Annotated in this window: 12 protein-coding genes; 3 read left to right on the top strand and 9 right to left on the bottom strand. The window is 52.6% G+C overall.

Annotated features, from left to right (window positions below; all coding sequences use genetic code 11):
- Positions 1-16: 16 nt before the first annotated feature.
- Together PGRAT_RS01785 and PGRAT_RS01780 are read right to left on the bottom strand one after the other, a co-directional pair.
- Positions 17-1039, bottom strand: coding sequence for a S66 family peptidase (locus PGRAT_RS01785; RefSeq protein ID WP_025704758.1), 1023 nt, complete (start codon positions 1037-1039; stop codon positions 17-19).
- Positions 1040-1173: 134 nt separating this feature from the next.
- The gene (locus PGRAT_RS01780; protein ID WP_025704759.1) at positions 1174-2202 is read right to left on the bottom strand and encodes an AI-2E family transporter; all 1029 of its coding nucleotides are present in this window, start codon (positions 2200-2202) and stop codon (positions 1174-1176) included.
- 180 nt (positions 2203-2382) lie between these two features.
- Here PGRAT_RS01780 and PGRAT_RS01775 point away from each other — a divergent pair, with 180 nt between their 5' ends.
- On the top strand, positions 2383-3222 hold the full coding sequence (locus PGRAT_RS01775; protein WP_025704760.1) for an SDR family oxidoreductase: 840 nt from the start codon (positions 2383-2385) through the stop codon (positions 3220-3222).
- A 206-nt stretch (positions 3223-3428) separates the two neighbouring features.
- Here the strand turns inward: PGRAT_RS01775 and PGRAT_RS01770 are convergent, their stop codons facing one another.
- The 7 genes from PGRAT_RS01770 to PGRAT_RS01740 all read right to left on the bottom strand — a co-directional run bounded on the left by PGRAT_RS01770 (position 3429) and on the right by PGRAT_RS01740 (position 11422).
- Positions 3429-4277 carry an MBL fold metallo-hydrolase gene (locus PGRAT_RS01770; RefSeq protein WP_025704761.1) on the bottom strand — a complete coding sequence of 283 codons (849 nt, stop codon included), beginning with the start codon at positions 4275-4277 and terminating at the stop codon, positions 3429-3431.
- A gap of 1036 nt (positions 4278-5313) precedes the next feature.
- Positions 5314-5760 (bottom strand): hypothetical protein, encoded by a 447-nt coding sequence (locus tag PGRAT_RS01765; protein ID WP_025704012.1) that lies wholly within the window; start codon positions 5758-5760, stop codon positions 5314-5316.
- Between the two features lie 235 nt (positions 5761-5995).
- Positions 5996-6925, bottom strand: coding sequence for an ABC transporter ATP-binding protein (locus PGRAT_RS01760; protein WP_042265896.1), 930 nt, complete (start codon positions 6923-6925; stop codon positions 5996-5998).
- On the bottom strand, positions 6897-7910 hold the full coding sequence (locus tag PGRAT_RS01755) for an ABC transporter ATP-binding protein (RefSeq protein WP_042265894.1): 1014 nt from the start codon (positions 7908-7910) through the stop codon (positions 6897-6899). Before PGRAT_RS01755 ends, PGRAT_RS01760 begins: the two co-directional genes overlap by 29 nt.
- A 16-nt stretch (positions 7911-7926) precedes the next feature.
- Positions 7927-8772, bottom strand: coding sequence for an ABC transporter permease (locus PGRAT_RS01750; protein WP_025705162.1), 846 nt, complete (start codon positions 8770-8772; stop codon positions 7927-7929).
- A 4-nt stretch (positions 8773-8776) separates the two neighbouring features.
- A complete protein-coding gene (locus PGRAT_RS01745; protein ID WP_025705163.1) occupies positions 8777-9727 on the bottom strand; it encodes an ABC transporter permease in 951 nt (316 codons plus the stop codon).
- An 84-nt stretch (positions 9728-9811) separates the two neighbouring features.
- Complete coding sequence (locus tag PGRAT_RS01740) at positions 9812-11422, bottom strand: ABC transporter substrate-binding protein (RefSeq protein ID WP_025705164.1); 1611 nt, start codon at positions 11420-11422, stop codon at positions 9812-9814.
- A gap of 284 nt (positions 11423-11706) precedes the next feature.
- Between PGRAT_RS01740 and PGRAT_RS32080 the strand changes: the two genes are divergently transcribed.
- Together PGRAT_RS32080 and PGRAT_RS01725 are read left to right on the top strand one after the other, a co-directional pair.
- Positions 11707-13536, top strand: a complete 1830-nt coding sequence (locus tag PGRAT_RS32080) for a glycosyltransferase family 2 protein (RefSeq protein ID WP_025705165.1) — start codon at positions 11707-11709, stop codon at positions 13534-13536.
- A 69-nt stretch (positions 13537-13605) separates the two neighbouring features.
- Positions 13606-14862, top strand: a complete 1257-nt coding sequence (locus PGRAT_RS01725; protein WP_025705166.1) for an MFS transporter — start codon at positions 13606-13608, stop codon at positions 14860-14862.
- Positions 14863-14977 lie beyond the last annotated feature (115 nt).

Raw genomic sequence — 14977 nt, 5'->3', positions numbered from 1 at the left:
TCCTTTTGCCAGCAGGCTACGGCTTGAACGTCTGCTTCACTGAGCCGCTGCCCTCAGCGGCTTTCAGCCCTGCCTCGGCGTACGCGCCGTTGATGAAGGTAAGCTGTGGCGGGACATGCCCGCAATCGATATCGTAGATAACCGGAATCTGGAGTTCTTCCGACAAGGCCCGGTACACATCTTCCACTGTATAGTCTTCCACTGGACGGTTCGCAGCACTCCGGCCAAACATCAGCCCTGCCGAATTGTGGAACCAGCCTGCCAGCTTCATTTGAACCAGCGACCGGCGCAGGTCGGTTACTGACATCTCGCAATTTTCCAAATACCACAGGATCGGTTCGTTCCCGGTGTAATATTGCTGAAAATGCCGCACATCCCCGAACGGTGTCCCAATCAAGTGTCTGATCACATCGATGCACCCGCCAAGCAGGCGGCCCCGCATATGCACATCCGCACCGGATACGGATTTCCAGCAGGTTGGCTCCGTCAAATGAAATACACAAGGCGAGGGTTCCGCAAAGTTCCATTCCTTTTGATACAACGAAGATGAATGCTGAAGAATGGATTCGTCCACCTGCACAGCGAGCACCTCTGGCCACTTCCCTGTAGTCTCATCCGTAACTCCCCCTCTGAGATCAATCAGATTTGTCCCATGTGCCGTAGCAATTCCCGTTTTCAGAGTGACGGCCAGCAGCAGCACACTAATATCCGAATATCCCAAGATCCATTTATTCTTTATCTGATCCCAAGCAATATTCTCCAGAATTTCAATCAGCAGCTCTCCGCCCCAAGGAGGAATAATCAGCTGAATGCTCTCGTCTGCCATCATCTGATTGAATTCGGCCGCACGCACCTTCGCCGGCGCTGATGCAGCTTTGGCCTGTGTCCATACTGTATCTCCGCATACCATCTTGAAGCCCTTGGACTCCATGCGGCTAACCGCAAGCTTAAGCAATGCATGCGTTTCCGTTGGCACCCCGGATGAAGGGGCGGTTGTCCCCATCACAGCTCCTGCTTGTAAAGACGGATATCTGATCATTGAAATCCTCCCGTTATCTTTTGGCTGCAACGATTATTCTTATATCCACACGAACTAAAAAAAGCGGCATTCAAACCAGAATCAGTCGAATGTCACTTTTATAGTATGCTGAAATTGCTATGTCTTGGTGCGGCCTACACTTCCGGCTTCTCCCGGGTAACATCCAGAATATCAAGGAAAAAGACGAAAATGGGAATACCGAGGATTAGTCCCCATACGCCGATATAATGCTCGGAGAACAGCAGCACGATGAAGGTGTAGAACATGGGCAGGTTCATTTTGGAGGACATCAGCTTCGGATTCAGGAAGTAGCCCTCCATGAAATGCAGCACGGCAATCAGTCCCAGCACGTATAGCGTCATCGCCAGCCCGCCGATACTGTACGCGATAATACATAGTGGAATAAGTGAGATCACAAACCCTACTACCGGAATCAGGCTGAGCAGGAAGATCATAATCGACAGCGCGAACAGATACGGAAACGGCTCAAAAAAGAAGCCCAGTATCCATAAGCCAATTACAGTAAACAAGGTATTGAACAAGGCAATGAGAATCTGCGCTTCAATGACTTTGCCGAAAGAAGAGATGAATTTCTTGCCGAAGTATTCCAGTTCCACATAAAACCAGGAAATCTTGCTGTCTCTCAGGCGGGAGGTGAAGCTTACAATACGGTTTTTCTCCAGAATGAAGACAAAGCTCAGAATGGTTGCTAATACGAAGGTGGTCCCCCAGTTGCTGATTTTGAGCACATATCCAATGCCATGGGTCACATAGGACTCATAGTTCAAATCCTTCAGCTGATTGAATATGTACTGTGTAATTTCGTTCTGCGGGAGATCATCAGGAGTTAGAGTGGTCAAAAAATCAGTTAACTGCTTAATCTGCGTATACACCTTGGGCAGATATTTGACGAGCGCCAGCACGATCATCGTAATTAGCGCAAGGTATAAAATGATAATAATAACCTTGCTGTTCACCTTGACGAATTTGCCGATCCGCTTGGACAGCAGCACCTGAAAGCTGTTCATCACATAAGCAATCAGAAACGTCAGCAGCACCAGATTGAGCATATCCCGGATACTGTACAGCAGCAGTGCAATCAGCGCCAGGATCAAAAAGCGCCGGACTGTTAAATTGGCATAATAACGCTTAAACACATCCATTATTCCTCTGTTCCTCTCTATTCGCTTGCGATTAGGTCTTTATATACAGTCTACAGTACCGAAATCACTTATAGCAACTGAATGACCTGTCAAATCTGCGAAAAAACAAACTTTATGTCGAGCATGACAAAAACCAGGCCTCAGTGTGCTATAATGTGTAAAAAAATGGAGGTATCCTTTATGGGTAAAATTATCTGTATTACCGGCGCTTCATCCGGCATCGGCCTGTCTTCGGCCCTGAAATTCGCCAAGGAAGGCTGGACCGTCTATGCCGGAACCCGCAACCTGGAGCGCGATCAGGAGCGGTACAGCGATGTGGCGCATCTGAAATTTGTAGAGCTGGAAGTTACACAACCTGAGAGTATTCAGCAGGTCATCGATCAGATTGAGCAGGAGCAAGGCGCGCTAGATGTGCTGTTCTGCAATGCCGGATTCGGCTACCTCAGAGCGCTTGGGCAAGCACCGGTAGAGGATATTCACCGCGTGTTTGATACCAACGTCTATGGAGTCATGCATACGATCCGGGCAGCGCTTCCGCTGCTGCGCAAGACCGGCTATGGACATATCGTAGCCACCTCCAGCGTAGGCGGACTGGTGGGCCAGCCCATGAATGAGATCTACTGTGCGAGCAAGTTCGCACTGGAAGGCCTTCTTGAAAGTATGGCTACATATTATAAGCCGCAGTTCAACATTGACATCTCCCTGCTTGAGCCGGGCGCTATTGCGACGGAATTCAACAACACCGTGCTCGGGCATGTATCCGATACCGGAGGGGTGCTCGATGACGAATACAAACCGGTAATTGAGGCATATACCCAGGCGTTCCTCCAGCGTAATGTGGTGCCTCAGACGGCAGATTCTGTAGCCGAAGTTATGTGGAACCTGGTGCATATGGAGACCAAGCCGCTCCGCATCCGCACTTCGGAACAGGCAGAGAACTTTGTCTCCCGCAAAGTAAGCACAGACCCTACCGGTCTGGAGGGGGTGCTCAGCATCCGCAAAATCCAGTTGAATATGTAAGGGTGCTTCCAACACGGGGGGATCAGGGCATGAATACCGCTAGCGGTGACAGACGAACCACGACAGGAAACCCGGTACTGGGGCTGCAGTCTTACGCTAGCCCGGGGCCGCACGTACTGTTCGGGCTGGGCCATGGGCACAGACTTCAAAGGACGTTACCGCAACGTTCCCCGGTAATTGTGCTCTGATCCACTGCAGAGCTGCCATCAAACAAAACCGGCAGTTTCATTCGCCCCATAGAGCAGCTCCTGCTGCATCAGTTCCTGGTTGCTGCGGTGGAATTTGCGCATATTGCGGGGGAAGGCACAGCCTGTAATAAGCTGATCCGCCGCAGCCCGGTCCCCGGCAGCGACAGCCGCGCGCAGGCTGCGGATGTAGCCCAGTCCCGCTGCCCTGCGGCACTCGATCTCAAGCAGACTCTCTGCTGCCTCCCCATGTCCGGGGATGAGCAGCGGGATAGGATGCTGAGCTATAATCTGCCCCACCTTGTCAAGCGTAGCTTCATAGGCAGTACTGCTGTCATAAATATAAGGAAACTCTACATCCGACAAATAATCTCCGGCAATGACCACTCCGGGTAAATCGATCACCGTAAACAAACCGTCATTGGTATGACCCGGCGCCATATAACCCGTAAGCCGCAGTTCCCCGAATATCATCTCCTGGCCATCCTGCTCCATGATATGATCCACAACTGGATAAGCGATCTCATAAGGCCTTGTCAGGTAGTAATCATCATCAAAGATACGGATCTCTTCCAGAATCGTTTCCCGCGCTTCCAGGCTTTTGTCTGCAAAGCCCCTGCTTGCTATAATTTCAGCCTCCGGGAAGGCCCCATATCCGATAATATGATCAAAATCAGAATGAGTGAACAACAGCAGCAGACGTTTTCCGCCAAGGATGCCGCTGACATATTGACGGATCTCCTCTACCTCGCGCGGCAGCCAGCAAGGATCAACGACCAGCACATGTTCGGCACTCTCAATAACCAGTGAATTGGTCTCATAAAGCTCACTCTGGAACAAGGTGATGTCACTACGCTTCCACTTCAGCACTTGATTTTCCCCTCCCTAATCATAAACTTGCCGGCTGTACTCAGCCACTCTTCAGTTCGCTCTAACTTAACAGGTTTTGTTCTTATCTAATTCTCAACAGCTCTTGCCATTTTTTTGTTTCTTATCATACGTCTATTATGCAGCGTGCGTTTCAGAAGGAAACAGAATGGAATAAGCAAATACAATCAATACAATCAATACAATCAATACAATCAATACAATCAATACAGCCACTACAATCAATACAATTAAGACAATCAATACAGCTAAAAACACCAATATAACCCCATACACCAAATACACCCAAGTAAATCCCAATACAGCCAATGAAAGAACAACCATACAGTCAACGGTACAACTATTGCCCCAGGCTAAATCAGTGAACCCGCTACCGGCAGATCAGCACCGGAGACGTTTGAACTTCCCTTCAAGCAGAAACGGCTTCACTGTCCTCTAAAAGAACAACAATACCATTTCAGCGAGGAATATAAGGGATTTGTAGCGTGAAACATATACATCCTTATATTTGTACTAAATACGGCTGCCCCCTCCTTCACCGGACAACGTAGCCGTTTGGAATTTCAGTTTAGCGCTGCCTTGAGAACCCTTTATGAATCCTTCGGCCATTCCAAGTGGAAAAAGGATAACTAAATTGGCCCGTGCACCCTATCTCCGCAGGTGAAGTAGGATAACTAATTCAGCTCATTTCGCTCCTTGCGAGAAAATATGGACCAATTAAGTTCCCTTTTTCCACTTTAATCTCACAATTGCTGATTTTGAGGAGAAATAAGTTCCCTTTTTCCAACTAGCCCTGCTCAGCCACTTCTACGAAAGGCGCTATTTAGAAAAAAGGCTCATGAAGGCTATCAAATTCGACTAATTTCCACCTCTTTTGAGTGAGCACGCTAAATTCCACCTCAAATTACCTCCAACTTTATACACATCTTATCCAAAATGAGAAAATCTAATTACCTAAATAAATACAAAACAACCCCGCCGGTGCAAAGCCGGGGGGCAGTTATTCTTCACATTGAATTTATCTCTGGATAGGTTCAATCCGGTATACTCCGGTACCCTCTGTGCCCGAAGGACCACCTGTAATCCGCCAGCCGAAAGAGATCACGGCTTCGAGTCTTTCATGCTCAGACTCGGTCAATGTCACTTCCGCCGCTTCCTTGCCTTCCTCCAGCTCCAGCTCGGCCTCTTTACCGAGGGCAACGAAAATCCAGCTGCGGATGCCGCGAATCGTATTGTATTTGATCTGGTAGCCTTGCGTTACCGCCTGCCGGAACACTTCCGGCTGCTCCCCCGCAAGATGGGTCAGCTGGGCATAATCAAAATGGTATTCGCTCTCATCTACCGGCAGCTCGCCTGCCTCTACTCTGCGGAGCAGTTCCTCATCGGACCAGCCGAGGGAACGGAGTGATTCTACCAGCAGCGCATCCCACTGCGACAGCTTCACCTTGCCTAGCGTCTCTGTCATCTCAAAACCTCCCATTTTATCTTGTCTATCGTCCCTATCATCTCAAAACCTCCCACTATGGTTGTGCATATGGTGCGGCTATGCTCAGCCAACAGCCGCATAGTAGCCTGGGCTCGCTTCCCTGAGCACTGCCTGAGATTGTACATGGGTGCGGCTATGCTCAATCAACAGCCGCATAGTAGCCGGAGCTTCTTCCCTGAGTACTCCCTGTAGGTTGCATTGGTGCTGTCCACGCTCAGTCAACAGCCGCATAGTGGCCGGGGCTTACTTCCCTGAGCACTGCCTGGGCATCCGCACCGCTTCCTCCAGAATAACCTTCCAGCCTGATTCTCTGGCTGCCCTTGCGCGGGTCAGTCTCCAATATAGAGGACAGCAGTGCTTTGGTGTAGGGATGAAGCGGGTTGTCATACAATTCATCGCTGTCCGCTACCTCAACCAGGCGTCCATTATACATGACGCCGATGCGGTCCGAAATATGCCGGACCATCGACAGGTCATGGGCAATGAACAAATAGGTCAGCCCGAACTCCGACTGCAGATCCTCCAGCATATTGACAACCTGGGCCTGAACCGAAACGTCCAGTGCCGAAATCGGCTCGTCGCAGACGACAAATTCAGGCCGGACCGATAACGCCCGGGCAATGGAGATGCGCTGGCGCTGCCCGCCGCTGAACTCATGGGGAAAGCGGTACAGATGCTCTTTCTTCAGTCCTACCCGTTCCAAAAGCGCCGCAGCCGCTTCCTTGCGCTCTTCCCCCTGGTAAATGCCGTGGATTTTCATCGGCTCGCTGATCAGCTCCAGCACATTCAGACTCGGATTCAGCGAAGAATACGGGTCCTGAAAGATCGACTGAATGCGGCGGCGGAAAGGCTTCAGCCCCTTCTCTCCCAGCTTGCCGAGCGGCTGTCCATCGAAGAACACCTCTCCGCCGGTATAGTCGTACAGCCGGAGCAGACAGCGCCCGACTGTAGACTTCCCGCTGCCGGATTCACCCACCAGCCCGAAGGTTTCCCCCTGGCGGATCTGGAAACTGACACCATCGACTGCCTTCAATACAGCAGTATCGCGTCCGCGCAAATCCTTGCCTTTGGAGAAGTGCTTCTGGAGGTTATTCACATCTACCAATATTTTGCTCTCACTCACCGGAAATCCTCCCCTCGGCATATGCCGCCTGATTCCGCTTCCCCTCGGACAGCCAGCACATAGAGCGGTGGCCTGCAGCGTGCTCTACGACAGGCGGACGTTCGCTGCAGCGGCCAAAAGCATGGGGGCAGCGCTCCATGAACGGACAGCCGGGCGGCGGGTCGAGCAGATCGGGCGGAGTGCCCTCAATCGGAATCAGCCGCTCGCGCGAGCCTCCGCCGCGCTTCGGAATGGAGCGCAGCAGGCCTTGGGTATATGGGTGCTGGGGGCGGTAGAAGATATCCTCCACCGTTCCTTCCTCCATAATCAACCCGCCGTACATGACAATCACACGGGTACAGACCTGCGCCACTACTCCGAGATCATGCGTAATCAACGCAATCGCCGTCTCGGAACTTTCTTTGAGCTCCTTGAACAGATCGAGAATCTGCGCCTGTATCGTGGCATCCAGTGCCGTTGTCGGTTCATCGGCAATGAGCAGCTCCGGCTGGCAGGACAGCGCCATCGCGATCATTACCCGCTGCCGCATCCCGCCGCTGAATTCATGCGGATACTGCTTCAGCCGCTGCTCCGGATGCTGGATGCCTACCTGGCGCAGCAGCTTGGCCGCTTCGGCAAACGCCGCTTCTTTGTTCAGTCCACGGTGCCTGCGGATGACCTCCGTCAATTGCTGGCCGATTTTTTTCACCGGATTCAAGGAGGTCATCGGGTCTTGAAAAACCATCGCGATCCGGTTGCCGCGCAGACTCCGCCACTCCTTCTCCGATAGTCCGGTCAGATTTTCGCCGCGAAACCTGATATTCCCGGCCGTTATACGGCCCGGAGGAGTAATCAGCGACATGATTGCTTTGGCCGTTACGCTTTTGCCGCTGCCGGATTCCCCGACAATACCTACTGTTTCACCGGTATCTATATGAAAGCTGACCCCCCGGACGGCCTGGTTCTCCCCATCCCGGGTCGCGAACGAAACCTGTAAATTCTCAACAGACAGCAGCCGCTTCGTCATGATAACTTCACTCTCCCTATCTCCGCGTCAGCTTCGGTTCAAAGCCGACACGCAAAATATCACCCAGTACATTAAAACTCAGTACAGTCAGCAGGATCAAAAGACCCGGAAACAGCGCGAGATAAGGCGCCTGGGCAATATAGCCCTGTGCGCTGTTCAGCATGCTGCCCCAGGTCGCATTCGGCGGCTGCACCCCGAAGCCGAGAAAGCTCAGCGACGATTCCATCATAATCGCCGAAGCGATATTGTTGGTCGCGCCTACGATAATGACCGGCACCAGGCCGGGAAGAATATGCCGCCATATAATGCCGGAGGCACTTTGGCCTGAGGCTTTGGCGTACAGCACATATTCGCGTTCCTTAATCGTCATGGTCTCGGCCCGGACGACCCGGGCTACGTTCATCCACATTAAGAGGGCAATAATAATGATAATGTTACCGACGCTTGGCTTCAAATACACGCTGAGCAGCAGCAGAATCAGAAAGGACGGGATCGACAGGACCACATCCACCATCCGCATCAGCAGATTATCCAGCCAGCCGCCAAAATAGCCGCTGAATACACCAATCGTTACTCCAATGCCGGTTGCCACGATCATTGAAGCGAAGCCGACCAAGAGAGAGATGCGCCCGCCATACAGCGCCCGCGCCAGATAATCGCGGCCATAGTCATCCGTCCCGAACCAGTGGCCGGCCCCCGGCGGCGTGAGACGGGCCATGGCGTCCATCGCATTCGGATCATAGCCGGACAGAAAGGCAAACACTGCCCCAAGCGTGAAGACCGCCAGAATCAGCACAGCGGCGACGCCCAGACCGTTGGCAAACAGTTCGTCTTTTACATTTTTCCATTTACTGCGGTTCATGAGATCACCCCTTAAGTTTGATTCGTGGGTCCACGAAGCTGTAGAGTATATCCGCTACCATATTGCCAAAGATCAGCATCAGTGAAGAGAACAGGGTAATCCCCATAATCACCGGGTAATCCATTCCTTTGACCGCTGTCATGCCCAGCGAGCCGATGCCCGGCCAGGAAAAAACCGTCTCAGTCACGATGGCGCCCGCCACCAGATCGCCCATGGACATCCCCAGCAGCGTAATGACCGGAAGCAGCACATGCTTCATGACATGCCGGAACAGGATCGTCGACTTCTTGGAGCCGAAGGCATACTGAATCTGCACATATTCCTCCTTCAGCTGCCCAATTGTACCGGAACGGATATAGCGCACATACCCGGCGAGGAAACCAAAGGCCAGCACCGAGCAGGGCAAAATTCCATGCTTCAGCACATCCGCTGCCGATTCGACACCAATCGTGCGCATTCCCATGCTGGGAAGCAAATGCAGCTTAATGGCGAACAGATACATCAGCAGAATCGCCAGCCAGAATAAAGGAATGGAGATTCCTACATAGGAAATAAAGTTAATCAGCTTGTCGGCCCAGCGGTTGCGGTTCGCGCCGGCAATCAGGCCGAGCGGAATCGCCAGCAGTACAGCCAGTGCAATTGCGCTGCCCATCAGACCGGCCGTTGCCGGCAGACGCTCCAGAATTTGCCCGAGTACAGGCTGGTGATTAACCAGGGAATACCCAAAGTTCCCTTTAGCCATTTCTTTCAGCCAGATAAAATATTGAATATAGGCCGGTTTGTCCAGTCCCAGGTTATGACGGATACGCTCAATGTCATCCGCATGCATATTCGGTGTAACAAAAGACAGCACCGGATCTCCCGGAGCCAGTTTAATCATGGTAAAGCACACTACTGATACAAAAAACAGCATCGGCAGTGTTTGCAGCAATCTTCGGACGATGAGTTGTCTCATACGCAGCTTCTCCCGCTCCCTATCGGCAAAAAAATAAGCTGGGCCGCCCAGCTTATTTTCTCCCGCACTTATTTTTCCCCGCGCTTACTTCTGGTAGATCTTGGACAGGTCTTCGAAAATAACAACAGGCTTCAGCACCGCTTCTTCAAGACCGCCGTAGTTCTTGGATACAGCGACAACGGTTTTGGTATAAGCAATTGGATAGATCGGCGCATCCTGGGCGACGAGCTCCTGCGCTTTTTTGTAAATTTCCGCACGTTTGGCTGTGTCGGCTTCACCCGCACCTTCATTCAGCAGCTTATCGACTTCCGGGTTCGCATAATGCGAATAGTTCGAAGACCCGCCAGAGGTGAACAGAATGCGGTAAGCATCCGGATCATAGCCCATAATATATCCGGTCAGAGCAAGTTCATAATCGGCAGATTTCAGGTCGATGAACTTCTGTACCCAGGCAGAGGAATCCATATTCTGCAGTTTAACCTCCACGCCGATTGCCTTCAGCTTCTGCTGCACATACAGCGAGATGGCTTCCTGCGCCTTGTTGCCGCTCTGTACGATAAATCTCAGCTTCAGATTGCTGACTCCTGCCGATTGCAGCAGTTCTTTGGCCTTGGCAGGATCGTTATCGTAGGTAGGCACATCATTGGTGAAGTACAGTGCATCCGGAGTCAGGAAAGACTTGGCCGGATCGGCATATTCGCCCGAAGTGTAGGCCGTCTGGATCAATTCATCACGGCTGAGCGCCAGTGACAGGGCTTGACGGACTTCTTTTTTGGCCAGGGCACCGGTATCACTGTTCGCATTGAACATCAGATAGGACAAGCGTCCTTCGGCGTACGGCAGGATTTCAAAGTTGTTGGTAGCTTGAATGGTGCTTACATCCTTTGGATCCAGGTACTGCACATTAATTTCGCCATTCTGCAGGGCCAGGTTGGCAGCATTCGTATCCTTGGCAATCCGGTAGGTGACCGAATCCAGGTGCGGCTTGCCGCCGAAGTAGTTGTCAAAACGCTCCAGCGTCAGATATTCGCCTGCCTTGTATTCCTTGAACTTGAAGGGACCGGAGCCGACGGGAGCAGCATTTTTGGTGCTTTTCTCAATATCAGTCTCGTTCTCAAAAATATGCTTGGGAATCGGAGTGACCTGCACCAGCGTAGCTTCAAAAGCCGGGCTGACCTGCGGCAGCTTGAACTCCACAGTGAGATCGTCCACTTTCGTGGCTGTGACCGGTTTGTCGTTAATCAGGAAGTTGGCCCGCAGGAAGCTGTTCTGCTTCTCATCCAGAATCTTCTCGATAGTGAACACTACGTCATCGGCTGTAAGCTTCTCCCCGTCATGCCAGGTAAGTCCGCTCTTCAGCTTCAATGTATAGGTAAGATTATCGGCAGATGGTGTCAGGCTGTCCGCCAGATAAAAGGTTTTCTTCCCGTTGTTGACCTGGAACAGCGGTGCGTACAGCGCCTGGTCAATGGTCAGGCTGACACGGTCGCCCGCATAGTTAGGATTGAGCACTACCGGATCGGCTGCAACTCCGATAATCAGGTTTCCTCCATCCTTTGGCCCTTCGGCCGGCTGCTGTGATTCCGCAGGTGTACCGCTTGCTGCCGGTGCTGCCGCGTTATTCCCCCCGGAGCACGCACTAATCAAAAATGTTAACAATACTATAGCTATAACCCCAGATAACCCTTTACGCATATCTCTCTCCTCCATTGTCTATGAGCAGCTTCACTCTTTGTTTTTGAATTATATATCGGAATAGTCGGAATTACAATGGATTAGAATTAACATTACTGTAACACGCAGGAAAATGAAAAGCGAGATCTTGGCAGCCTTCCCCTCCTATGAATGGTCCTGCATAACATTCTACCGCAGACCCAATCTTTTAACGGATTCCGCTAAAATGAGGGTTAGTCTAGTACTTCTGTAAATATATTGAATACGTATAACCATTACACCTCTTTGTACTGGAGTGGACCATAATGAGCGAGAGCAAGAAGCGGGTGCTGATCGGCAGCCCGATCCACCAGAAGCCGCATATTCTGCAGCATTTTTTGGATTCTCTGCTGCGTTTGAACCGCGAGGGCCTGGAATTGGACTTCTATCTGATCGATGACAACGACGAGGAGGAATCCAGCCGTCTGCTTGAAACCTTCGCAGCCGGCGGAAATGAAGTCTTCCTCCAATCCTCCGGGCTGCATGATGCCTATATCCGCAATGATACCACCCATTTCTGGAATTCGAACCTGGTCTGGAAGGTCGCAGGCTTCAAAAACCTGATGATCCGGCGGGCCGAAGCCTTCGGCTACGATTATCTGTTCCTGATCGATTCCGATCTGATCCTGCATCCGGACACCCTCCTGCATCTGACCGGAACCGGCAGGGATATTATTTCCGAGGTGTTCTGGACGCATTGGCAACCGGGAACTATACTGCAGCCTCAGGTCTGGATGCATGATGAATACAACCAATGGGAAGCAGAACCGGGCGAACAGCTCAGCCAGGAGGAGATCAACCACAGATTCCATGAATTTCTGGCCAAACTGCAGGTGCCGGGCATTTATGAAGTCGGCGGCCTGGGCGCCTGCACCCTGATCAGCAGCCGGGCCATCGCTTCAGGCGCAAGCTATGACAGAATCCGCAATATCTCCTACTGGGGCGAAGACCGCCACTTCTGCATCCGTGCCGCCGCCCTGGGTATCCCGCTGTATGTGGATACCCATTATCCCGCACTGCACCTGTACAGAGACAGCGACCTTGACAAGGTACCGGATTTCATCCGGCTTACGACGGTAATCGAGCCGGATGCCCCGGCCAGGAAGGACGCAATCCATGAAAGGACGGCAGAAGACATACAGGGATCTAAGGCCCAATCAGCAGACAAGGCGGATGTACCGGGGGGAACGGAAGCCAATACAGTGACAGTGACAACGGCAGACATGGAAGGGCAAGCGGCACCATCCGCCGCCCGGGACGGGGCCCGGCCTTGGACAGAGGATAGGGCCCGGCAGCGCCTGAGCAAGGACCCGCTGCAGCAAGAGGAGACAGGTGTCCAGAAAACCGGCCGGGCGGCGGCTGAATTTGCCGCGGCTTTTACAGGGCAGAGCGCTTCCCCCCGGCCCAAGCTGACCTTAACCATGGTGGTCAAAAATGAAGGCCGGCGCTTCCTGCGGCAGGTTCTGCAGATGCACCGCAAGTACATCGATGAGGCCGTTATCATTGACGATGGCAGCACCGATGACACGGCTGATATCTGCCGGGAGGTTCTGCAGGGTATTCCGCTGCACCTTGTGCGCAACAGCGTCTCCAAGTTCAGCAATGAATCCGAGCTGCGCAGGCAGCAGTGGGAGGAGGTCGTGAAGAGCAATCCTGAATGGATTCTCTGTCTCGATGCGGATGAGATTTTTGAAGACAGATTTGCCAGTGATATCGACAGCCTGCTTGGTGATGAGAGCTGCGACCTGTTCTGCTTCAGGCTGTACGATTTCTGGGACGACCGGCATTACCGTGAAGATGAATACTGGCGCTCCCACCTGCGGTACCGGCCCTTTCTGCTCCGCTACCGTAAAGATTTCAACTTTGCGTGGAATGATCTTCCCCAGCACTGCGGGCGGCTGCCGGAGAATATTTTTGAGCTCCCCCATCTGTTAAGCAACCTGCGGCTGAAGCATCTGGGCTGGTCCAAGGCGGAATACCGCCTGGATAAGTATCTGCGCTATATGCTGCTTGATCCCGATGGGCAGTACGGCTGGAAAGAACAGTATTCATCCATTCTTGACCAGCATCCGAACCTTGTTCCCTGGATAGAGTAAACGGTGGTATAATGGACCCTATGCGCTTTTTCCATTAACCTATGTCTTACTTTCACCTGGAGGTATATCTTGAAAGCTGACACGACTCTCCATCCCGCCTCATCCAAACGCAATTATATTCTGCAGCTGCTGACGGTATTCGTCGGCTTTCTGGTCTTTGGCTTCTCTGAAAATATTAAAGGTCCCGCCATCCCGCGCATCCAGAGCGACCTGCGGCTGGACGAAATGCAGCTCGGCACTCTGCTGTCCCTGAACTCACTTGGATACCTGCTGGCTTGCACCTTCACCGCCCTGCTGATCCGCAAGATCGGCATCAAGGCAGTCAGCTTGCTCGCTTTCGGCTCCATGGCCGTCTCCGGTGTGTTCATCTTTCTGTCCCACAGCTATCCGGTATTGTCGGGCTCTTTTTTCCTGATGTATATCGGCAACGGCATGCTGGAAATCGGGCTGGCTGTGCTTGGGGCAAGAATCTTTGTGAAGAATACCGGGACCATGATGAACCTGTCGCACTTCTTCTACGGCCTAAGCTCGACAGTCGCTCCGCTGATCTCCTCCGGGCTGATGACAGTAACCGTATTTGGCCATATGCTGGATTGGCGGGGAGTCTATCTGATTATTCTGATGCTGTCCATGATTCCTATGATTCCAGCTTTTCTGGGTAAATTTCCAGGTGATGCCACACTTACAGAGGACCGGATTCCGCTGTCCGCTATCTCCCGTGATCCGGTCATCTGGCTGCTGGTAGCTGTTCTCTCGTTCGGCGTTATCTCGGAGCTGGCTGTGGGCGGCTGGCTGGTCAACTTTCTGGAAAAAGCCTACGGCTGGACGGCTTCGTCTGCTGCGGGCATGCTGTCGGCCTTTTTCCTCTGCTTCACACTGGCCCGGCTCGTACTGGGTCCTGTCACCGACAAAATCGGCTTCGCCCTGTCCCTGATTCTGTTCTCCGCTTTCTCGGGCATCTGCACATTCGCTGCCATTCTCTGGGGCGAATCGGGAGCGATCCTGTTCGCCATCGCCGGTGTCGGCATCGCCCCCATCTACCCGACCATTATGGCACTGATCGCCGACCGTTACCGCCAAGGCAGCGATACGGCCATCACCTTTATCGTCACTCTGATGGGTGTGGCCAGCGTCCTCGGCAATTACTTCATCGGTGCGATCACCGAGGGGATCAAGCAGCTGTTCTCCGGGGGGCAGGAGGATGGAGCCGGGCTGCTGCGCGGGCTGCAGGCCGGCTACGGCTTCATCGGACTGTGCGCGCTGCTGTGCTCGGTTTCGGCATATTGGTTGTACCGCCATCTGAAAATCAGAGGGCAGCTAATGTAGGGCAGCTTATACCACAAGCTGCCCTGGGCGGATACGGGTTCCGCGCCAAAAAACAAGCGTCCCCGCCTTTACGGCTTGTGGACGCTTGTTTCCGTTAGGCCTTCATAGCACGACT

The sequence above is a fragment of the Paenibacillus graminis genome (assembly GCF_000758705.1).
Lineage (GTDB): Bacteria > Bacillota > Bacilli > Paenibacillales > Paenibacillaceae > Paenibacillus_AQ > Paenibacillus_AQ graminis.
Note: the sequence above shows the minus strand (reverse complement) of the source record. Positions and strands in the feature narration are given on the sequence as shown.

Coding starts and splice junctions, on each gene's coding strand:
- PGRAT_RS01780 (WP_025704759.1), bottom strand. CDS start 2,202: ATGGATGTGTTTAAGCGTTATTATGCCAATTTAACAGTCCGGCGCTTT.
- PGRAT_RS01785 (WP_025704758.1), bottom strand. CDS start 1,039: ATGATCAGATATCCGTCTTTACAAGCAGGAGCTGTGATGGGGACAACC.
- PGRAT_RS32080 (WP_025705165.1), top strand. CDS start 11,707: ATGAGCGAGAGCAAGAAGCGGGTGCTGATCGGCAGCCCGATCCACCAG.
- PGRAT_RS01775 (WP_025704760.1), top strand. CDS start 2,383: ATGGGTAAAATTATCTGTATTACCGGCGCTTCATCCGGCATCGGCCTG.
- PGRAT_RS01745 (WP_025705163.1), bottom strand. CDS start 9,727: ATGAGACAACTCATCGTCCGAAGATTGCTGCAAACACTGCCGATGCTG.
- PGRAT_RS01740 (WP_025705164.1), bottom strand. CDS start 11,422: ATGCGTAAAGGGTTATCTGGGGTTATAGCTATAGTATTGTTAACATTT.
- PGRAT_RS01750 (WP_025705162.1), bottom strand. CDS start 8,772: ATGAACCGCAGTAAATGGAAAAATGTAAAAGACGAACTGTTTGCCAAC.
- PGRAT_RS01765 (WP_025704012.1), bottom strand. CDS start 5,760: ATGACAGAGACGCTAGGCAAGGTGAAGCTGTCGCAGTGGGATGCGCTG.
- PGRAT_RS01760 (WP_042265896.1), bottom strand. CDS start 6,925: ATGCCGAGGGGAGGATTTCCGGTGAGTGAGAGCAAAATATTGGTAGAT.
- PGRAT_RS01755 (WP_042265894.1), bottom strand. CDS start 7,910: ATGACGAAGCGGCTGCTGTCTGTTGAGAATTTACAGGTTTCGTTCGCG.